Here is a 20,093-nt window from a genome sequence, read left to right as displayed (position 1 = left end):
GGGCCTTCATATATGAGACTCCTGCCTAATGAAGTGTGGTAGAGAATATAAAACCTCACAGACGCACTTATAGGTGGATTCACCTGAAAGTGAAGACCTATACAGAATTCAATAACAAAATTTAACAGCGTATTAAAAACAGACTGACTCTTGAAATTTTAAGAGTCGGTTTTTTAATTTTATTATGTTATATTTGTTAAATTGGCAATAAGAACATAAATCTATTTCATACAAAGAAATAGCTCGTCATGTTATACTAAAAAGCGAGGTGTATTTATGAACAAAGAACAATTTATTTATCTACAAGAAACTGGTCATGTTTCTGTTCCAGTGATTTTGTTTAATTATTACGCTAAACTTGGCATCAATGAAGAAGAATTTATGGTCTTACTCCAAGTATTAAAATTCAAACAATCAGGAAATCAATTTCCAACTCCTACTGAAATTTCCGAGCATATGTCAATCTCTACATCTGCATGTACATCCATATTAAGAAGTTTAATTCAAAAAGGATTTTTAATGATAGAAGAAAGTGAAGAAAACAGGTTACTTTGTGAATTTTATTCTTTAAAGCCTCTTTGGGACAAATTATATACTTTTTTAATGAAAGAAAATCAAGATAAAGTTCAGGAACAAAGCAAAGAAGAAGATATGAGTTTGTATAGTGTTTTTGAAAATGAATTTGGACGTCCATTATCCCCGTTTGAGTGTGAATCATTAGCCATTTGGATTGATCAAGATGACTATGATCCAGTAATCATTAAAGCTGCTTTACGAGAAGCTGTAATGTCTGGCAAAATAAATTTCCGTTATATTGATAGAATTCTCTTTGAGTGGAAAAAGAATGGGATACGAACAATAGATCAAGCTAGAAACCATTCAAAAAAATTCCGTCAAAATCAAGTTAATACTAATCAAAAGCAATCTGAGACGAATGAAGATTATCAACGTAAAGTTCCTTTTTATAATTGGCTTGAAAGTTAAGTTGAAGAGTAAAGTTAATATGGCCTTGATTCTAAATCCGTATGATATCAATTTAGAATCAAGGCCTGGCTATTACTAGGGTAGAATGCTACCGATATTTTTAGTTAAAGCAAATGGCTTTTATAGGTTGTGTTAAAGCTTTAATGTTGATTTTTAGCACTTTGTTGATTGGAGTCGAATATATGAGACTCCTAATTAAAGAAACGTGAAAAAAGGTGCTTTTTTCCTGGGAAGCACATGCCTAGGACGGAAATCAAATACAAAGTTTTTATCAGAGCCATTTACAATAAACGTTCAAAAATTTATATTTAATTACGTATGAATAAGCAGGTGAAAATGAATGTTAACAAAGGTTCAAATACGTGAATGTTTAGATACAATGACTGAGATGTTTCCAGAAGCACATTGTGAATTAGTGCACGAAAATCCTTTCGAACTCGTTATAGCTGTGGCACTTTCTGCACAATGTACGGATGCTCTTGTTAATAAGGTAACGAAAAACCTCTTTCAAAAATATAAAAAACCTGAAGATTACTTGGCTGTTTCTTTAGAAGAATTACAAAACGATATACGGTCGATAGGACTCTTTAGAAACAAAGCTAAAAATATTCGTAAACTTTGTGAAACATTATTGCAAAGTTATAATGGTGTTGTTCCAAATGACCATACAGAGTTAACAAAGCTTGCAGGTGTTGGTAGAAAAACTGCAAATGTTGTGATGTCAGTCGCATTTGGTGTACCTGCAATAGCAGTTGATACTCATGTGGAGAGAGTTAGTAAACGTTTGGCTATATGTAAATGGAAAGATTCAGTTCTTGAAGTTGAAAAAACGCTTATGAGAAAAATCCCAAAAGAAGAATGGTCTGATACGCACCACAGATTAATTTTTTTTGGACGGTATCATTGTAAGGCACAATCTCCCAACTGTGATATTTGTCCTCTCCTTCATTTATGTAGGGAAGGACAAAAGAGAATGAAAAAGGCAAATATGGCAAATGCAAAATAATCAACTGAAAATCCCAGAGGAGTTTTTATTTCCTCCTTTTCATAAGAAGGATGTAGAACTGATCACTTTGAATGACAAAGTACAATTATTAGAAAACATTGAAAATGAACCGTTTTATTATGATATCCTTTTTATTTATAATCAAGAAGCACCTAAGCCATGGGAAAATCCTTCAGAAGTTCTACCAGGAATTTTTGAATATCAAAAATTTCTAAGCTGTGCAATGAAAGAAAATTTCAAGTTAAGAAAACCTAATGAAGATTTAATGATTAAACTACTTTCAGTATTTTTGCTTTCTTTGTTTTGGGTTAATAAACAACCTATAAAAAATTTAGAATTAAAAAATATGTTCATCAATGAACTTTCAAAAAAACCAGTAAATTGTGAAGAACGTTTACATTTTATTATAAAAAAACCTACACAATATCATGCTTTTATTCAGTTACAGCAATTATTTATAGAAATAGAGAAAATTTTTGCAAAGGTCGTTGCACTAAAGCAAATATGATAAAGAAAAAAATCTTAGACTAGCAATACGAAAGAAACAAAAAAAGAACCATGGAAATATCCAGGTTCTTTTTTCGTTTTTGAGAGAGTTCAGAAATCTTTTTATAACTAATTGTTTTATGAGCGTTTGTTCAAGACTATTGCGTTTCCTTATATATCATTATCTTCTTCGTCCTGATCATCATTCTTTCTCCCATTGTTCTCAGTTGGAGGAGTGGTAGCTTCTTCATCAGGTGGTGTTTGTTCTTCGTCAGTTTCACCTTCAGGATCACTGCCATCTTCTCCATTACCGTTACCATCATCATTGCCATTACCATTACCATTGCCATTGCCATTGCCATTGCCATTACCGTTACCATTATCATTCCCATTACCATTACCAGGAGGGGTTTCTTCACTATCTTCGTCTTCAGTCGGAAGCTCAGGCACATCTACCTCAGGCTCCGGTACTTGAACTTTTGTGACCGCTTCATCACTACGGTTGTTTGTATCACTGTCACTGACTGCAACTACCTTAAAGGCGTAAATTGCGCCTGGAATGACGTCAGCAATTTCATAACCCATATCTTTTGATTTATTAACGATTTGGTAGGGGCCTTCGTCTATCGATTGACTGACTTCAAAAGTGACATCAGCTAATTTACTTTCATCATAATTCCAATTAATACTAATTGAATTTGTAACTTGATCATAATTTATGTTTAAGTTTGATGGTTTGTCAAGTTTTTCAAACTTTTTAGATACCTTTGTTGGTTCAGATCCTTTAACAAAGTACTCATACGTAATACGATTTGATGGTGTATATTCACTAGCTAATACAGCATCTTTTGAGCCTTTTTCAATTGCTTTTTTAACAACACTATTTGGTTGTTCAAAATCTGAAGAATCTCCTGCAGCTACTTGAGAGAAAATCTCTTTAAACATTGCTCTTGCAAGCTTTTGGTCTGAAGAGTCTAAATATACCTTCTCACTGCCCTCAGAAATATTATACCCCGTCCAAACAGCGGCTGTGTAGTTGGGATTATAACCTACAAACCAAGCGTCTTTTGCTGCTCCAGATGGAATATTGTATTTTGATTTATCTTCATCTCTAAAATTAGTTGTACCTGTTTTACCTGCAATATTAATTCCAGGGATTTGAACCGATTGACCAGTACCATATGAGATGACCGATTTCATCATATCTGTGATCATAAATGCTGTATAATCACTCATCGCAGCTTCTGGTTCAGGCTCGAGACTTATTTCTGTTCCATCACTTAAAACAATTTTTTTCACGGCATGTGGTTCGATATACATTCCATTATTACCGAAAGCACTAAATGCACCTGCCATTTGTAGTGGAGAGACTCCATCTCTAAATCCACCAATCGCATAAGGCTCATAAATTTCGTCTAAAGGTATACCTAAGCCCTGTGCAAATTCTTTTGCTTTATCAAGACCTACTTCTTGTAGTGCTTTTAATGCGGGTACGTTTCTAGAGTCTGCTAGAGCTTGGCGCATGGACATTTGTCCTTTGTAACTAAGGTCCCAGTTATTTATAGGTGTTTTTCCATCACTATAAGTATAGGGCTCATCAACCAGTTGATGATAAGTGGACCATTTTAAATGTTCAATAGCTGGACCATAATCTAAAACTGGCTTAATCGTTGAACCAGGCTGTCTTCTTGTATCTGTGGCATAATTATAACCTCCGACAGGTTGGTTTCTACCCCCACCTATTGCTCGAATCTCACCTGTTTGAGTATCAATCAACGCGATACCTGCTTGTAATTCGTCATCTGGAAAATTCATAACATCTCCATTTAACACATTTTCGACTGCATCTTGTGCATCTGGATCTAACGTTGTATAAATTTCTAAGCCCGCAGAACCAGCGTCAATGTCAGTTTTTTCCTTAACTTCTTCAATGACTTCTTCGACAAAAGCGTGATATGGATTTGCTTTTTCTTGATCTTCTACAACTGTTGATTGAACGGGAATACTTTTAGCTTCTGTTGCTTTAGCTTCTGTAATAAACCCATGCTTTGCCATTAATGTTAAAACAATATTTCTTCTTTTTTCTGCATTTTCAGGATGTGTTCTAGGATTATAATTATTAGGACTCTGTGGTATTCCAGCGATCATTGCTGCTTCGTGTAATTCAAGCTCACTTAATGGTTTTCCATAAAAAGATTCAGCAGCTTGAGATACCCCATATATATTTCCAGGAAAGTAGATCTTATTTAAGTACATTTCTAGAATTTCCTGTTTTGAGTATTTTTGCTCTAATTGGAAAGCTAACCATAATTCTTGAACCTTACGTGTAATCGTCTTATCGTTAGTCAGTAGAGAATTTTTAATCACTTGTTGTGTAATGGTACTTCCACCCTCAGCGCCAAATCCTTCTTGAACATTGGCTACAAATGCTCCTCCAATCCGGATAAAATCAACTCCGTTATGTTCGTAAAATCTTGCATCCTCAGTTGCTAGTACGGCTTCTTTTAATATGTCAGGAATTTCATCATAAGGGACATAGGTTCGTTTTACTTGTCCAAACTCTGTAATTTCTTCCTTATTTATATCGTATAATTTTGATGAAAAAGAATCCTTTAGTTTCTTTTCATCAAGTGGGGGGGCACCTGAGACGATTATGGCAAATGTAATACCTCCACCAATCATTCCGACGATCCCTAAAGCTAGTAAACTCAAAAATATCTTTTTCCAAAGACCTGCTTTATTCTGTTTTTTCTTATTTTTCTTTGAAGTTTGTTTTGTTTGTCGTTTTTTTCGTTCTTCACGACTATTATATTGTTCAGTCATGTTCATCAACCTTTCATAATAGGTTTTATTTAATGAGTTTGTTCAAAAATTTCTGAGAAAGTTCAATAAATAATACCAATTAATACAGAGCATCTTAAAAGTATAGTTTATCTATAATTTTCAGATAGTCAATCCTTGCTTGATATCCGATCGGAATTTTATAAGCTTCTTTATTCATTTCTTCAATTGTAATTGATTTTCTACCTCCATTTTGCTGACGATCCCAGAAGATAAAAAGGTCTTTTGCTTGTAAAAAATAAAAATTGTTAAAAGCTGACAAAATAACAAAACATATCCCTTCTTGCTTAACAACATTTTGCATGTGCTCTATTTGATGAGCATGAAAGTTTTGCAAAGGAAAGGAAGTTTTGTTTTTTGTTTCTTTTGCTTCAAAATCAATATATTTACCTTTATATATTCCATTATAATCTGTAGTTGAGCTTTGTTTAAAGTAAGCTTCTTTTATAACAGCTGCACTACGACGTGGATAATCGACATTTACAATCTGAACAGGAGTAGGCTTTTTATGTATAACAGCAAGCTGATGCTCCAAATAGTATTTGTTGGTTTCATTTAAATCATCTTCAAGTGACATTCCGCGGTTACTATAAGTAAAAGAAGGCTGCTGTTTTTTTCTTATTTGTTCTTTTGGCTCATAGGCCTTTCCGTTAGGATAACGAAAGATCATACGATACCTCCTTATTAAAACTACTACCTATCATACCAAAAAAAACAGAAAAGAAATGATATAAAAGTTTCAATTTTGTTAATGTGTACATTTAATTCCTTCAGGAAAGCCTATACATATGAGGTGGTACGATGTTTAGTAACATTATAAAAGATATGAGCTTTAAAACAGATAAAGAGTTAATCGAATATATATCAACTACGACTAAAATTAATAACTTGGATAATATCTCAAGAACAAAAGCATACGAAAATTTTTATTTTCGCTTTCCAGAAATACGTTGGGCCTTTTTAGCTGGTATGGTCTCACGAAATGCTGGGTGGAGTATGACTGACTTAAAAGGAACTTGGTTTCGAAAAGCTCTGAATGAAGAAGTCCGAAGCTTGTTATTTATGACATATGAACGAGCTAATTGGTTGATATTCCGTGACGCCTTTCCACAATTATTAATTTATGAGTTCTCAAAAAGATATAATAAACCTTTATTTTATTTATTAAAAGAATTTGATGTATCATCATTTATGATAAAGGAATGGGAGCACTTTTGGAAAAAAGCTGAAATAGATCACTTAGTAACTGCATTAATTATTAATGAACAGAATGTGATACAAGGGCCGGTAATAGAGCATAAGCTTTATAAAAAACATATATTCAAATCCAAAAATTTTCGTTTACAGGAATTGCTTCATTTCAGCACGGTTGTATTTCCTACCTTACAAGGTAAATTATTTGGTTTTTCCGTTTATCAATTTAACCATCTAACTAAGCGTATAGAATTGGGTAAAAGACTTGCTTGGCTTATGTTTCATTCAGGTTTATATGATGAATTTACTGCATTTGCAAAAACAGTTGTTCATACTGGCACAAGATTTGATTATGAGTTTTATATGCCCGTAAAAAGAAAAAGGGAAACACCTTTATTACGTACAACTTATCCAATGGTTTCACATCCCTTAGACGAAAATAAAAAAGATTGGTTTCACGAGCAAAATACCGAAAAGTGGTTTAAAGAAATTAATATCCCTAATAAATATGAATTAACAGAGTGGTTTAGCCATAAACAAGATCAACTGCATTTGTTATCCATCCTAAAAGAATATATCAGAAATGGATAACTAAAAAGCAAGGATTAAGATCCTTGCTTTTTAGTAAAAAAATAAAATGTTTACATTTTAAATACTACGAATGTTTAAGTAGACGGACGGTTTGGTCCATCTAATTTTTTGTCTCCTGGAATACGAGCTTTATCGTCAGAAGTTTGTTGTTTATCTTTTGGTTTTTTTGCCATTATAAGCACCTCCTAACCCTTATTTTGACCTAACATATCAATTTCCATTCAGTCGATTTCAGATGTCGAACAATGTGTAATTGCACTTTCTTTGACGAATGGAAACTAGTTTTGTCAACCAAGAAGGTTGTAAAGAAGTGGTGACGAATACTAGCATGAAAGGGGAGGGAGAAAGATGAATAAAATCATGTCTAAAACTGAAATTGAAGAGAAATTAGCGGAATTAGAACTTGAATTAAATAAACTTGAGAGTACTTTTAATGTAAAAGCTTCTTCGACTTATGAATTTGAACATAATCTTACGGAAGAAGTTAAGCAAGTTGATCAACAATTAACAGAGGTTTTGCTTTGCATACAATCAAAACTACCACATAAAAAGAATGATCAAAATAGTACAAAATCTTCCTACTTTTCACTAATGGCAACAAATGCTTAAGAGATAAATGTGCGAATTATTGTAGATTTTGATATGATTAGTTTGAGGTGAGTGTTATGAACCTAATCATGTTGTCTAGAGAATTACTTTTGCTTCTAGAAGATTGTAAAAAAAGGTTTGAATTATTAAAGGAAAAACCAGAAAAAACAGAAGACTTGTTTTTTCGAGAAGTAAAACCAGCATTTGATTTAGCTTCTGAAAAAATCAAGGATTGGAAACCAGAAGCAGATCAATGGGTTAAAATAAATAAACCTAAATATATACATTCTGCACAAATTGATTCAACAATTGATAATATTGAACAGGTTGTTTTACAATCATTTTATAAAGATATAAACAAGCAAAGATTTAATAATTTACACAATTCAGTAGAATATGTATTGAAAAGTATACTGAATGAGATTAATGATTATCAAAGGTGACTAGCTAATATAGTTAGTCTTTTTATTTTGGCTTTGTTATACAGTGTGCTAACCCACGAAGAGAATATTTGAAATCATCTCCTTGTGGGTTAACAATTAGTAGACAGAGCTTTTTCATTAAATTAACATCAATACCTTATCTCTATTCCTCAACTTTGATCGATACAGGACGGTCTCCTTCTGATGCCACTGGTTCAATAGCATACCCTACTCGTTCTGTCTCTTTGCCTGCTACTGGTTGTCCTTGTTCTGATATTGTAGGTTCATGGCCCTTTTCTTTATGATTAAAATGTTTTCCTCTTGCCATAAGAAAAAACCTCCTTTAATAGATTCTCTCCTAATATGAGCAATCCACCGATCAAACATGTATTCAAATTTTTACATATTTACTAAGTTTAAGCTCAATGTTGATATTTAACATTTTTTCCTCTAAAAGAGAGTGCCTCTGACGGCTATCAACAACGAGTATTTAACAAAGCCTGCATATTAAAACTTATTGATGAAATTTTTCACCTAGTGGGCGAAAGGATCATAATATATAGAAACAATGGTTTAATGATGAGAGGAGGAACACTCTTGTATCAACAATATCCGTATTTTATAAGAAGATCACAACGAAGAAATGAGGGTTACTATCAACAATTTCCAAATTATAATGAGTATGACCAACAGTCTTTTCATTACAATACCAATTCAAATGTGAACGGTTTTAATGGGCAACAAGTACCTTATCTGTATCAACAACAAACATATCAACAAAATCCACAACAACAATTTGTAAATAATTATAATAATGGACATTTAAATGGACCAATGAATACACCATTTCCAACACCTTATCCAAAACCGATGCCATATTTTAAACAACAACCTTCAGGATTTCAAAATGTTCTTTCACAATTCAAAAAAAATGATGGTCAATTTGATTTTAATAAAATGATGGATACGGCAGGTCAAATGATGAGTGCTGTTAACCAAATGGGAGGATTGTTTAAAGGCGTAACATCAATCTTTAAGCCTTAAAGAGAAATTATTTAAAAAGTTTATGTTTTTTAAAAAAAGTTATCTAAAAAATGGGGAGGGGGCTAACCTCCCCAATAAACTTCTTACTTTTGGTGACTTCGTAAATATTCTATTGCTAGTTTTTCCTTAATTTCATTATAAGATAATCCTGATTGAGCATTTAAACGTTTAACTTCTTCTATATTTGTATCTGAGAATTGTTTAGTGTTCATAAATTTCATGATGTTCATGCTCTCTTTCTTTATTTTCAAGTCTTTCTTTCCTTACACGTAAGGCATAGTTAGCGCTTTGGAGATTTGTAATTGCAATAGAATTTTCTGGACAAGCAAACTCACCATTTTGATGTGATTTTAGTTTATCTACAAGGACGCTAATAACATCTTCCACTTGACATCCATTTACGCCCTCAGAATCAATTGCTCCAGTTTGAAACTTTATATTAATGTAATGGTTACTATTTCTATTCATTAATTGCCTCCATAAAATATTTTATGAAATAGGGTTTCTTTTTTAAATTTATAGAAAAGACTTAGAGGAGACTTTTTCATAACACATAAATTGATGATCAATCTAGATTAATAACTCATAAACCTCATTCAGTTGATTGCCTCTAATAAAATCTTGTTCATTAAATGCGTATTTTATTTCATCAGGTAACACATTGTTTAAAAATTGGACCTCATCATCCTCCAAAGAAAACACAAAATCACGCTCATTTGGAAAGGATTTCATTTCTAATTTATCCACAATTCGATGACATACAGAGCTTCTATCATAATTTGACAATGCTTCTTTTAAATAATTTAAAGTGAAGTCCAATATGATCAGTCCTTAAAAAAAGATTTTAAATCATTTGAAGAATTATTGTTATTAATGTAAGGGTTTTCCTCTGAGACATTTTCTGTATCGAGATTTGTTTTTATAACTAGGCTTGGTGATGTTGAAGGTTCTGCAATTATTCGATCATCAAGCTGTTTGAAATCAGGCATTTTCTCATTCTTAATGTTTTTTCTCATATTGTTAACACCTCCATATAGTAGTGTTTGATTCATGGGTTATTTCTTGCTAAACAAAATATGGATTTTTTTTAATAAGTTGTGTTGTAAGAGATTTATTACATCTCAAAATGTTTAGACTAAGTTAATGAAAAATAGTAAATCTATAAAAAAGGTAAAAAGGAGGGAAGAGCATGAGTAAAAAACAAAGTATTCATAATAAAAATGAGGTAACAAATTCAGCTAAAGATTTAGCAAAAGATCCTACACCAGAAGAAAATCCTAAGTATGGCAGCAAATCACATAAAAATAGTTAACAAAGCAACAAGGGTAGAAACTAAATTATCTACCCTTGTTTAACTGATAAGGATGACTATATTAAAGTTGTGATTCATCTTGAATGAAAATTTTCTTTGATTTTTTAGGGATGGTTACGAAAAGAGAACCTTCTTTATAAGTTGTTTTTATATCATTTTCATCAACTTGATATGGTAATAAAATGGTCTTTGATAAACTATCTAGTGATGTATAATTTCGAAAAGTAGAGGAATTTTCGTTGTATTCTTTTATTTCTTCTCTATTCGTAATGTGTATTGTAAGGTATTGGTCATAGAGTTCCAATTTTATTTGTTCTTTCTTTACTGGTGGAATTTGCAGCTCAATCACACAAGTTTTGTCCGTTTCAAAAGTATTTACTGATATTGATTTATGAGGAAAAGATTGTTCAAGTATTGTATCAAATTCACTCAAAAATTGTTTTAATGGTTCAGATCTGAAAAACTGATCTACAATTTGAAAAAAATCAAAACTTTCTAATGTTTGATTTTGATCATGATTTGATAACTCATCTTTGTTCTTCATAATCAATCCTCCTTATCCACTGTAATAAAATTCAAATTATTATATGATGAAGCTATTAATTGGTTATTAATATTATTGGTAATTTCTTTTTTGAAGAAGTAAAAATCTTATCTCTTAATCGAAGTTAATGAATGAGTGAGGGAAATTTGAATTCACGCCATTTTTTCAGTGATCTTTTTGTACATGAAAAAGCTCTTAGTTTATAACGTAGCTAGCTCTTTGGTTTTAGTATTTGGATTGTATTGGTTTTGTGGATTCAGAATCCTGATAAAAATAAATCTGAATAAAGTCTAGTGGTATCGTTTCTTGAACTGGTCGCCCATTTATTGCTATAAAATGGGCTCTAACTTATAAATACGTCGATAAGCAATAATCTTCTTGAAAAGAGCGATTTTTTATAAAACACTTTATTTACGAACGTTTATTCGGTAGAATAAGAGATACCGAATCTACACATGAGTATTAGTAATGAGGTGAAGAAATGGAATTTAAGAAATCATTATCAAGTCTTCTGCAATCATTGAAAGAAGATAAGGAATTTAATGAACAAATTGTCCACTGGAAGACAATACCAGCCAAAACGGCTGAGTCAGTCGAACTGCCTGATAATATAGACTCTCGTTTAAAGATGGCTCTAGAAAAAAGAGGAATTTCTCAATTATACTCACATCAAAGTGAAGCATTTCATTATGCTAAGTCAGGAACAAATTTTGTTGCAGTTACCCCTACAGCCTCTGGAAAAACCTTATGTTATAACCTACCTGTACTACAGAAAATTTTAGAAGATGAATCAAGTCGTGCTTTATATCTTTTTCCAACTAAGGCATTAGCGCAAGATCAAAAATCAGAGTTAAATGAAATAATCAGTGAAATGGGTGTTCAGTTGAATTCGTATACATATGATGGAGATACATCACCAGCTATACGTCAAAAGGTTAGAAAAGCTGGACATATTGTTATTACTAATCCTGATATGCTTCATTCAGCCATTTTACCTCATCATACAAAATGGGTTTCCTTATTTGAAAACTTAAAATATATAGTCATTGATGAACTTCATATTTATAGAGGAATCTTTGGCAGTCATGTGTCTAATGTAATAAGAAGGCTTAAACGAATTTGCCGCTTTTACGGAAGTAACCCGCAGTTTATTTGTACATCGGCAACGATTGCAAATCCTAAGGAATTAGCTGAAACATTAACCGGAACATCGATGAACTTAATAAATAAAAATGGTGCACCAGCTAGTAAGAAGCATTTTATTTTTTATAATCCGCCAATTGTTAATAAGCCTTTAAATATAAGAAGAAGTGCAACATTAGAGGTAAGAAGACTAGCAGGTAAATTTTTGAAAAATAAAATTCAAACGATAGTATTTGCTAGAAGTCGTGTAAGAGTAGAAATTATTTTAACTTATTTACATGAGTTGGTAAAAAATGAATTGATAAAAAAATCGATTCAAGGGTATAGAGGGGGATATTTGCCTAAGCAAAGGAGAGAAATAGAGAAGGGATTACGAAATGGAGATGTTTTAGGTGTAGTAAGTACGAATGCTTTAGAACTTGGAGTTGATATCGGAAGCTTACAGGTGTGTATTATGACTGGGTATCCAGGTACAATTGCAAGTGCTTGGCAGCAAGCAGGTAGGGCAGGAAGAAGACAAGGAGAAGCCGTTATTTTAATGGTAGCTAGTTCAAGTCCACTTGATCAATATATTATTCAAAATCCTCACTATTTCTTTGAACAAAATCCTGAAACAGCGATTATTAATCCTGATAATCTTGTTGTTTTAGTTGATCATTTAAAATGTGCTGCATTTGAGCTTCCTTTTAAGGTTGGTGAAACTTTTGATGGATTGGATTTAGAAGATATTTTACAATTTTTAGCCGAAGAACGGGTTTTGTATTTTAACAATGAGACCTACCATTGGATGAATGATTCTTTTCCAGCCCACAATATTAGTCTGCGCTCAGCTTCACAAGAAAATGTTATTATCATTGATCAAACGGATATTGCTAATGTGAAAGTTATCGGTGAAATGGATCGATTTAGTGCTATGACATTACTTCACGATGAGGCGATATATTTACATCAAGGTGTTCAATTTCAAGTAGAGAAGCTAGATTGGGAAGAGAAGAAAGCCTTCGTTAGGGAAGTAGATGTGGATTATTTTACAGACGCAAACCTCGCTGTTCAGCTAAAAGTTCTTGAAGAGGATTTGCAACAAGAAGCAAATGGAGTATTAATTGGATATGGAGACGTGACTGTCCAAGCAATGGCAACGATCTTCAAGAAAATTAAATTCGATACACATGAAAATATTGGATCAGGTCCAATTCACTTACCTGAGGAAGAGTTGCATACAAACTCAGCTTGGGTTACTTTAAGTGATATGGTACTAGAAAAACTTTCTCTGAAACAAGTAGAGGAGTCATTAGTTGGAGCAGCACATGTGTTACAGCATGTCGCACCCTTAAAAGTAATGTGTGACCCGTCAGATTTACATGTAGTAGCGCAGATTAAAGCTGTTCATAATAACAAACCGACAATATTTTTATATGATAGGTATCCTGGTGGAGTTGGTTTGTCTAAAAAATTATATGAAACTATGAATGATGTAATAGCTGAAGCAATGAAGTTAATAGAGAAATGTCCGTGTCTTGAAGGGTGTCCTTCATGTATTGGTGCAGGAACCGTTTCGAAAACAGTTAAAACTGATACTCATTATTTACTAGGAAACATAAAGGATGAGGCAAGATGTCATTAAAGAATAAACTTAATAGATTAAAGCAAAACATTGTAAGAGATCATGATCTTCCATTAAATCAAGAAGATCATTCAGTGATAAATGAGACTGATCTACAATGGAAGCAATTTGATACAGCTGTCTATCAATTTGATGGACAGAAATGCTTTATAAGAGAAGTTATTTATCCTCTTGATTTTAAGCATGGACATTACAAGCTCGGAGATTTTCATGATGTTGTCTCTCTCTGGAATAACAGTGATTCTGCACATCCTTTAACTTCAAAAGGTCACAAGTCTAGCGATCTCTTTTTTTTCGATACTGAAACAACAGGATTAGGTGGAGGTGTAGGCAATACGATCTTTTTATTAGGGCAAGCACAAGTATTTCATGATCGTGTTGTCGTTAGACAATATTTATTACCGCAGCCGGGAAATGAGGTAGCATTATATAAGTATTTTCTGCAAGGAATTAATAGTAAAACACTTGTCACGTATAATGGTAAAGCCTTTGATTGGCCACAGGTGAAAACGCGCCATATGTTAATTCGAAACTCAGTGCCTAGTCTACCATCTTTCGGTCATTTTGATTTGTTTCATGCAGCAAGAAGATTGTGGAAAAACGAATTAGAATCTGTACGTTTATCAATAGTAGAGTCAGAGATCTTGGGAATTACCCGAGAAGACGATGTTCCAGGGTATTTAGCTCCTATGCTTTATTTTCAGTTTGTTAAACAGCAACAACCTGAAATCATAACAGGTGTTTTAAAGCATAATGAAATTGATGTACTCTCATTAATCACTTTATATATTCACTTATCTTTGAAGATATTAAAAACAGATCAAGAAGCAAGTGGAGAAGAGCATTATGAGATTGCTAGGTGGTTAGATTATGTTGGTGATGAAAAATCAGCTATCAACTCTTATAAAACGCTATTGAATAAAGACTCGAAGCAAGAAGATAAAGCTAAGCTTGCGTTATCACTTCATTATAAAAAACAGAAGAATTGGGATGAAGCAATTAAAGTATGGAACGAGATTCTTCAAATAAATAAAAAAGGTACAAAAGAAAAGGCAGCAATTGAATTAGCTAAATATTATGAACACAAAGAGAAAAATTATAAAAAAGCGATTTTTTATTGTGAAATTGTCTCTGCTTCGATTAACGATAATCAAGTGGAGCTAAATAAGGATTGTGGAGTTGAGATTGAAAAACGACTAAGCAGATTAATGAAGAAATATTCCAAAAATATTCCCCGGGCAAGCGCAAAAAATGAGTGAATTCGTCAATAATCTCTAAAATCTTAAGATTATATGAATTTATTAAATAGTAATTGTAGGTTTTTGCAGAACCATGTAATATATAGTTGTAAAACATTCAGGCTCTTTCTAAAAGATTATTGTATTGTGAGTCAAACAAGACTATACATGGTTGTTATGGTTAACTCGTGGGAAGGGAATTCAACTTTTCCGAGGTTATAGATACTATAGAAGCTTAAAGGGTAAAAGACTCATCACACATATACCGGAAAGAAGTATTAGCTTTTAAACAAAAATTTCATGACCCGACAGCGCTAAATATTCCCTTTTAGAAGCAACAATGTTTACGAAAAAGCCATATCAATAAGGGAGAAGAGTATTTTGTATAAAGGGATATTATATTTGTTTTTCATCGTAATTGTTTTAACAATCTTTATTTTTTCAAACTTTAAGGAAAGTTTTTATGCTTTTTTATAAAAATTAGGTTTTTGCATTAGTACATGTATGTACCTTTCATCATAGGCTATTAGTGTAAGATAAGTTAAATGATTGAAAGGAGAATGTAATATGCATTGCAGACCAAATGTAATGGCACCAATTGTACACCCAACAAAATGCTGTGTTAACAATAATTATTCTGAGACGATCGTACCACACATTCATCCACAACACACAACAACGGTAAATAATGAGTTCTTTAAGCACCAACACTATTTCCCGCAAACACAATCTGTAGAAAATCAAGTTTCTCACCAACATTTTAATGTGTATGGTCCAACACCAGGTTTCGGTCAAGGAGCTCCTGTTCCTCGTCCAGGTTTTGGCCCTGGTCCATTTTTCGGATAATTATTATTCTTTAGGAGCTGAATTTTCAGCTCCTTTCTTAATATTTTCCATTCAATTCTTTCTTTTGTTATAATATAGATATATAGCTCGTATAATGATAAGGTGATTTACTTGAAAGTAGTAACAATATCAGGGTATAAGTCATTTGAATTGGGTATTTTCAAAAATGATGACCAAGCTGTAACATATATAAAGAAAGCAATAGAAAAAACACTGATTTCCCTTGTTGAAGAAGGACTAGAGTGGGTCATTATTAGTGGTCAAATGGGTGTTGAATTATGGGCAGCTGAAGTGGTCTTTGATTTGCAGATTGAATATCCGGACTTAAGACTCGCAATTTTAACGCCATTTTTGAATCAAGAAAGTAAATGGAATGAAGTAAATAAGGAATATTACGAATTAATCGTTTCACAGGCAGATTATGTAGATAGCATTACAAAGAGGGAGTATGAAAGTCCTTTACAATTTCGACAAAAAAATGATTTCCTTGTTAATAAAAGTGATGGGCTATTGTTAATCTATGATGAAGAAAAACAAGGTTCTCCTAAGTTTCTTTTAGAAGTAGCACGAAAAAAGCAAGAAGTGAAGGACTATTACGTTGAAACAATTAATTTTTCCGATTTACAAGTCGTTGTAGAAGAAGAGAATATGAAAAACAATGATATTTGGTGACAAATTGAAAAACTGCACTTTCAGCAAAGCCTTATTTTAAGAATAATAATCAAAAAAGTTAAATTGACATTTTGAAAGTTTTCTGAAAAAATAAAGGTTGATGACTTCGGTAAATTGAGGTGGATAAAATGCTTTCAGATAAAGTTAAATTAACAGCTAAAGAAATTTTAGAAAAAGAATTTAAATCAGGTGTAAGAGGTTATAAACAGGAAGAAGTAGATAAATTCCTTGACCTTGTTATTAAAGATTACGAAACGTTTCATCAAGAAATTGAAGATTTGCAACAAGAAAACTTACGTTTGAAAAAACAACTGGATGATACATATAAAAAACAAACCCCAGTACAAACAAATACAACGAACTTTGATATTTTAAAAAGACTATCTAATCTAGAGAAACATGTTTTCGGAAGTAAATTATACGATTGATTAGTTCCTAAAATATTCCACTTGTTTTATAAGTAATAATTAGGTATACTAAGTCTTGTCGTTTTATTAATAACGTTCAGGTAATCGCTGCAATCTATAGGGTTGTAGAGGAAAGTCCATGCTCGCACGGTGCTGAGATGCCCGTAGTGTTCGTGCCTAGCGAATTCATAAGCTAGGGCAGCTAAAGCTCACGCTTGGTTGACGGCAGGGAAAAAGCCTAAGTCCTTGGATATGGCTTGAATACCTTGAAAGTGCCACAGTGACGGAGTCTTCCGAGAAATCGTAAGAGTGGAACGAGGTAAACCCCACGAGCGAGAAACCCAAATTATGGTAGGGGCACCTTCTTGGAGGAATTGAACGAAGAGAAGGACAAGAGCTTTTAGCTTTTGTAGATAGATGATTACCACCTGAGTACGAGGCTTTGCCGTTTGTAGTACAATGGAACAAAACATGGCTTATCGAACGTTATTAATTAGTTTTATAGAAAATAACTAACAAAGGGCTGATTTGATCAGTCCTTTTTTTAGATTAAAAGTATTAGGACCTAGTTATGGTTTCTAGTTCAAGTATGTTTCGAAATAAAGAAATAATATTCTTTTTAAAAGGCTGCTTTCGAAAACTTATTTGCTTTGACAACTTTGAAGATAACAGCACTTAATAAAGTCTGTAATATAAGTTTTAGCACCTGTGGCGTTTCTCATTGAAGACTTCTCAAAGTAGAAGAGGCTGGGATTAGCGTATGAAATATACGTAGACTCCTGCGGGATGAAAAGCAACGGCTAGACCCCACAGTGCGTAGCACGAGGAGGCTTGCCAGCTTCCCGCGGAAAGCGGAGTATATTTCAGGAGCGGCAAACTACATTTACAACAATTATTAGGTTTCTATTTTGTTAAAATACTTTTGTCCCAGCCTACATCTTACAAAATACAAAAAATCATTTAATTTAACATATCCTTCTCATTAAATAGAATTTAACTTACAATGATGTTAGAATAAATAATACAATTTCAACCCTTTAGATTAATTTTGATTAACATTTCTATACATAGTAAATTTGGATATCATTTATATATGTAGACAATTATGTATATAAAAAGGACGAAATAAAATAGGTAAGGCAGGGTGAATGATGAATAAATTATCATTAATTGCAACTTCCGCAATGGGGTTAGAAGCAATAGTAGGTAAGGAAGTAAAAGACTTAGGTTATGATTGTCAGGTGGAAAATGGGAAAGTGACATTTGAAGGTGATGAATTAGCAATTTGTCGTTCGAACTTGTGGCTTAGAACAGCTGATCGAATAAAAATTAAAGTTGGAGAATTCCAGGCAAAAACCTTTGATGAATTGTTTGAAAAAACAAAAGCGCTTAACTGGGACGATTATTTACCAATAAACGCAGAGTTTCCGGTTATAGGTAAATCAGTAAAATCTACTTTAGCTAGTGTGCCAGATTGTCAAGCGATTGTGAAGAAGGCTGTTGTTGAAAAACTAAAATCCCACTATAAAACGGAAGGCTGGCTTAGTGAAAATGGTCCATTTTACCGTATTGAGGTGGCATTATTAAAAGATGTTGCTACAATTACAATTGATGCAAGTGGTGCTGGATTACATAAACGTGGATTTAGGATGGACCAAGGTGGTGCACCTATCAAAGAAACACTCGCTGCAGCACTTGTATTATTAACAAGATGGAATCCTGACCGTCCATTTGTGGATCCGTTTTGTGGATCTGGAACAATTCCACTTGAAGCTGCTATGATTGGGCAAAATATTGCTCCTGGCTTCAACCGTGAATTCTCTTCTGAAGCGTGGGATTGGATTGGTAAAGACAAGTGGGATTTAGCTAGACAAGAAGTAGAAGATAAGGCAAAATATGATCAACCGCTTGATATTCAAGCATCAGATATTGATCATAGAATGGTAAACATTGCAAAAGAAAATGCTGAAGAAGCAGGACTTTCAGAATTTATTCAATTTAAACAGATGCAGGTTAGAGATTTCACAACCACCAAAGATTTTGGCGTGATTGTAGGTAATCCTCCATATGGTGAGCGATTAGGAGAAAAAAGAGAAGTTGAACAATTGTACAAAGAAATGGGACAGGCTTTCGCTTCACTGGATACATGGAGTGTTTATATGCTAACTTCCCATGAAGGTTTTGAAGAATTATATGGAAAACCAGCTACAAAAAAACGAAAACTGTTTAATGGATTTATCAAAACAGATTTTTATCAATATTGGTCTAATGTTCGCCCACCTAGAAATTAGAGGGTTAAATATTTTGTTTTTTTGATTATTATCTATTATAAGGTAATTAAACTTGATATAATCATAACAAGGAGTGATTATCATGACATCAATAACTGAAATACTTGGACCGAAATATTTTTCACTTGATGCTGCTCAAGTAGATGCTAGTCCCACTGAAATTATTATTACTAATGATGAGGGAAAAACCTATTTCATAGTAACGCCAGAAAATTTAACAAACGAATTAAATCAAATGGGATATAAACCAGTTGGAAACGAAGAGTGAACTTACTCTTCGTTTTTTTAGCTTATTAATAAGTGCTCTTTTCTGAACGATTGTTGCTATGTAACCAAATTTGAAGTGAAAACAGTATTTTTTACTATAAGGATCCTATTATTATATGCTCATATTTTTCACGTTTATAAATATGACTTCTGAGTGCACTTTCTGAATAATATAAGAACATTTGGACATGCTAATACTATTCCCTCTAGTAATTGGAGGGCAAAGTGCTCTAGAAAATTGTATTGGTTAATCGTGAAAGGTTGGGACAAATAGATGTATCAAGATGATCAATTTAAATTAATTGCAAAAGCTTTGGATTCAACACAAAAAGCTTTAGAAGAAAAGGTTGATTTTGATGATCCCTCGATTCTTCAAGTCACTCAAGCAAAAGCTGATATGATTGAATCACTTTCATATACAACCTCTATTGATCATCGATTAATTATAGAAACACTCTATAATCATTAGTTAGCAGAGTAGCTCAATATGTGAGCAAACTCTCTTTTTTTTGCTATATAACGTTTTTCTTGCAAGATTTTCTTCGTGTTTTTTTAGAACAGATCTGAATAAAATAAGCTATCTGACTTTTATT

The 20,093-nt window shown here is 32.8% G+C and carries 25 protein-coding genes and 1 other RNA gene; 17 read left to right on the top strand and 9 right to left on the bottom strand.

Features of this window, described 5'->3' with window-relative positions; all coding sequences use genetic code 11:
* Positions 1 to 276 precede the first annotated feature (276 nt).
* From LC076_RS05605 to LC076_RS05595, 3 genes are all read left to right on the top strand, one after another.
* The gene (locus LC076_RS05605) at positions 277 to 984 is read left to right on the top strand and encodes a DnaD domain-containing protein (RefSeq protein WP_226666832.1); all 708 of its coding nucleotides are present in this window, start codon (positions 277 to 279) and stop codon (positions 982 to 984) included.
* Positions 985 to 1,324: 340 nt separating this feature from the next.
* Complete coding sequence (nth, locus tag LC076_RS05600) at positions 1,325 to 1,990, top strand: endonuclease III (RefSeq protein WP_226666831.1); 666 nt, start codon at positions 1,325 to 1,327, stop codon at positions 1,988 to 1,990.
* The gene (locus LC076_RS05595) at positions 1,980 to 2,498 is read left to right on the top strand and encodes a YpoC family protein (RefSeq protein WP_226666829.1); all 519 of its coding nucleotides are present in this window, start codon (positions 1,980 to 1,982) and stop codon (positions 2,496 to 2,498) included. The genes nth and LC076_RS05595 overlap by 11 nt, the downstream gene beginning before the upstream one ends.
* Before the next feature lie 149 nt (positions 2,499 to 2,647).
* On the opposite strand, the gene LC076_RS05590 is transcribed toward LC076_RS05595, so the two are convergent.
* Positions 2,648 to 5,299: a PBP1A family penicillin-binding protein gene (locus LC076_RS05590; RefSeq protein WP_226666827.1), complete on the bottom strand. Its 2,652-nt coding sequence runs from the start codon at positions 5,297 to 5,299 to the stop codon at positions 2,648 to 2,650.
* A gap of 94 nt (positions 5,300 to 5,393) precedes the next feature.
* On the bottom strand, positions 5,394 to 5,984 hold the full coding sequence (gene recU, locus LC076_RS05585; protein ID WP_319005487.1) for a Holliday junction resolvase RecU: 591 nt from the start codon (positions 5,982 to 5,984) through the stop codon (positions 5,394 to 5,396).
* 134 nt (positions 5,985 to 6,118) lie between these two features.
* On the opposite strand from recU, the gene LC076_RS05580 reads away from it, so the two are divergent.
* Positions 6,119 to 7,102, top strand: coding sequence for a DUF2515 family protein (locus LC076_RS05580; RefSeq protein ID WP_226666825.1), 984 nt, complete (start codon positions 6,119 to 6,121; stop codon positions 7,100 to 7,102).
* 74 nt (positions 7,103 to 7,176) lie between these two features.
* Here LC076_RS05580 and LC076_RS05575 read toward each other — a convergent pair whose 3' ends face one another.
* Positions 7,177 to 7,275, bottom strand: a complete 99-nt coding sequence (locus LC076_RS05575) for a spore protein (protein ID WP_226666824.1) — start codon at positions 7,273 to 7,275, stop codon at positions 7,177 to 7,179.
* 175 nt (positions 7,276 to 7,450) lie between these two features.
* Between LC076_RS05575 and LC076_RS05570 the strand changes: the two genes are divergently transcribed.
* Positions 7,451 to 7,711 carry a hypothetical protein gene (locus LC076_RS05570; RefSeq protein WP_226666822.1) on the top strand — a complete coding sequence of 87 codons (261 nt, stop codon included), beginning with the start codon at positions 7,451 to 7,453 and terminating at the stop codon, positions 7,709 to 7,711.
* A 56-nt stretch (positions 7,712 to 7,767) separates the two neighbouring features.
* A complete protein-coding gene (locus LC076_RS05565) occupies positions 7,768 to 8,133 on the top strand; it encodes a DUF1798 family protein (RefSeq protein WP_226666821.1) in 366 nt (121 codons plus the stop codon).
* Between the two features lie 142 nt (positions 8,134 to 8,275).
* On the opposite strand, the gene LC076_RS05560 is transcribed toward LC076_RS05565, so the two are convergent.
* Positions 8,276 to 8,440, bottom strand: coding sequence for a hypothetical protein (locus LC076_RS05560; RefSeq protein ID WP_226666820.1), 165 nt, complete (start codon positions 8,438 to 8,440; stop codon positions 8,276 to 8,278).
* Positions 8,441 to 8,709: 269 nt separating this feature from the next.
* Here LC076_RS05560 and LC076_RS05555 point away from each other — a divergent pair, with 269 nt between their 5' ends.
* Positions 8,710 to 9,156 carry a YppG family protein gene (locus LC076_RS05555; RefSeq protein WP_226666819.1) on the top strand — a complete coding sequence of 149 codons (447 nt, stop codon included), beginning with the start codon at positions 8,710 to 8,712 and terminating at the stop codon, positions 9,154 to 9,156.
* An 83-nt stretch (positions 9,157 to 9,239) separates the two neighbouring features.
* Here the strand turns inward: LC076_RS05555 and LC076_RS05550 are convergent, their stop codons facing one another.
* The 4 genes from LC076_RS05550 to LC076_RS05535 all read right to left on the bottom strand — a co-directional run bounded on the left by LC076_RS05550 (position 9,240) and on the right by LC076_RS05535 (position 10,172).
* Positions 9,240 to 9,377, bottom strand: a complete 138-nt coding sequence (locus tag LC076_RS05550; RefSeq protein WP_226666817.1) for a hypothetical protein — start codon at positions 9,375 to 9,377, stop codon at positions 9,240 to 9,242.
* Complete coding sequence (locus LC076_RS05545) at positions 9,358 to 9,624, bottom strand: hypothetical protein (RefSeq protein WP_226666816.1); 267 nt, start codon at positions 9,622 to 9,624, stop codon at positions 9,358 to 9,360. The genes LC076_RS05550 and LC076_RS05545 overlap by 20 nt, the downstream gene beginning before the upstream one ends.
* Before the next feature lie 102 nt (positions 9,625 to 9,726).
* Positions 9,727 to 9,975 carry a sigma-G-dependent sporulation-specific acid-soluble spore protein CsgA gene (locus tag LC076_RS05540; protein WP_226666815.1) on the bottom strand — a complete coding sequence of 83 codons (249 nt, stop codon included), beginning with the start codon at positions 9,973 to 9,975 and terminating at the stop codon, positions 9,727 to 9,729.
* 5 nt (positions 9,976 to 9,980) lie between these two features.
* Positions 9,981 to 10,172 (bottom strand): hypothetical protein, encoded by a 192-nt coding sequence (locus LC076_RS05535; protein WP_226666814.1) that lies wholly within the window; start codon positions 10,170 to 10,172, stop codon positions 9,981 to 9,983.
* A 173-nt stretch (positions 10,173 to 10,345) separates the two neighbouring features.
* On the opposite strand from LC076_RS05535, the gene LC076_RS24115 reads away from it, so the two are divergent.
* On the top strand, positions 10,346 to 10,468 hold the full coding sequence (locus LC076_RS24115; RefSeq protein ID WP_264191425.1) for a hypothetical protein: 123 nt from the start codon (positions 10,346 to 10,348) through the stop codon (positions 10,466 to 10,468).
* Positions 10,469 to 10,529: 61 nt separating this feature from the next.
* Here LC076_RS24115 and LC076_RS05530 read toward each other — a convergent pair whose 3' ends face one another.
* Positions 10,530 to 11,012 (bottom strand): Hsp20/alpha crystallin family protein, encoded by a 483-nt coding sequence (locus tag LC076_RS05530; RefSeq protein WP_226666813.1) that lies wholly within the window; start codon positions 11,010 to 11,012, stop codon positions 10,530 to 10,532.
* Between the two features lie 481 nt (positions 11,013 to 11,493).
* On the opposite strand from LC076_RS05530, the gene LC076_RS05525 reads away from it, so the two are divergent.
* The 9 genes from LC076_RS05525 to LC076_RS05480 all read left to right on the top strand — a co-directional run bounded on the left by LC076_RS05525 (position 11,494) and on the right by LC076_RS05480 (position 19,969).
* The gene (locus LC076_RS05525; protein ID WP_226666811.1) at positions 11,494 to 13,779 is read left to right on the top strand and encodes a DEAD/DEAH box helicase; all 2,286 of its coding nucleotides are present in this window, start codon (positions 11,494 to 11,496) and stop codon (positions 13,777 to 13,779) included.
* Positions 13,770 to 15,038, top strand: a complete 1,269-nt coding sequence (locus tag LC076_RS05520; RefSeq protein WP_226666810.1) for a ribonuclease H-like domain-containing protein — start codon at positions 13,770 to 13,772, stop codon at positions 15,036 to 15,038. The genes LC076_RS05525 and LC076_RS05520 overlap by 10 nt, the downstream gene beginning before the upstream one ends.
* A gap of 546 nt (positions 15,039 to 15,584) precedes the next feature.
* Positions 15,585 to 15,863 (top strand): CotD family spore coat protein, encoded by a 279-nt coding sequence (locus LC076_RS05510; protein ID WP_226666807.1) that lies wholly within the window; start codon positions 15,585 to 15,587, stop codon positions 15,861 to 15,863.
* A 111-nt stretch (positions 15,864 to 15,974) separates the two neighbouring features.
* Positions 15,975 to 16,535, top strand: a complete 561-nt coding sequence (locus LC076_RS05505) for a DUF1273 domain-containing protein (protein WP_226666805.1) — start codon at positions 15,975 to 15,977, stop codon at positions 16,533 to 16,535.
* Between the two features lie 128 nt (positions 16,536 to 16,663).
* Positions 16,664 to 16,963 carry a cell division regulator GpsB gene (gene gpsB, locus LC076_RS05500; protein ID WP_146946097.1) on the top strand — a complete coding sequence of 100 codons (300 nt, stop codon included), beginning with the start codon at positions 16,664 to 16,666 and terminating at the stop codon, positions 16,961 to 16,963.
* Positions 16,964 to 17,035: 72 nt separating this feature from the next.
* Positions 17,036 to 17,426, top strand: an RNA gene (gene rnpB, locus LC076_RS05495) — RNase P RNA component class B.
* Positions 17,427 to 18,093: 667 nt separating this feature from the next.
* A complete protein-coding gene (locus tag LC076_RS05490) occupies positions 18,094 to 19,233 on the top strand; it encodes a THUMP domain-containing class I SAM-dependent RNA methyltransferase (protein WP_226666803.1) in 1,140 nt (379 codons plus the stop codon).
* An 82-nt stretch (positions 19,234 to 19,315) separates the two neighbouring features.
* Positions 19,316 to 19,501, top strand: a complete 186-nt coding sequence (locus LC076_RS05485) for a hypothetical protein (protein ID WP_226666802.1) — start codon at positions 19,316 to 19,318, stop codon at positions 19,499 to 19,501.
* A 273-nt stretch (positions 19,502 to 19,774) separates the two neighbouring features.
* The gene (locus LC076_RS05480) at positions 19,775 to 19,969 is read left to right on the top strand and encodes a hypothetical protein (protein ID WP_226666800.1); all 195 of its coding nucleotides are present in this window, start codon (positions 19,775 to 19,777) and stop codon (positions 19,967 to 19,969) included.
* Positions 19,970 to 20,093 lie beyond the last annotated feature (124 nt).

Source organism: Metabacillus litoralis (assembly GCF_020524045.1).
Classification (GTDB): domain Bacteria; phylum Bacillota; class Bacilli; order Bacillales; family Bacillaceae; genus Metabacillus; species Metabacillus litoralis_C.
The sequence above is the reverse complement of the archived record's forward strand: the minus strand, read 5'-3'. Positions and strand labels throughout refer to the sequence as shown.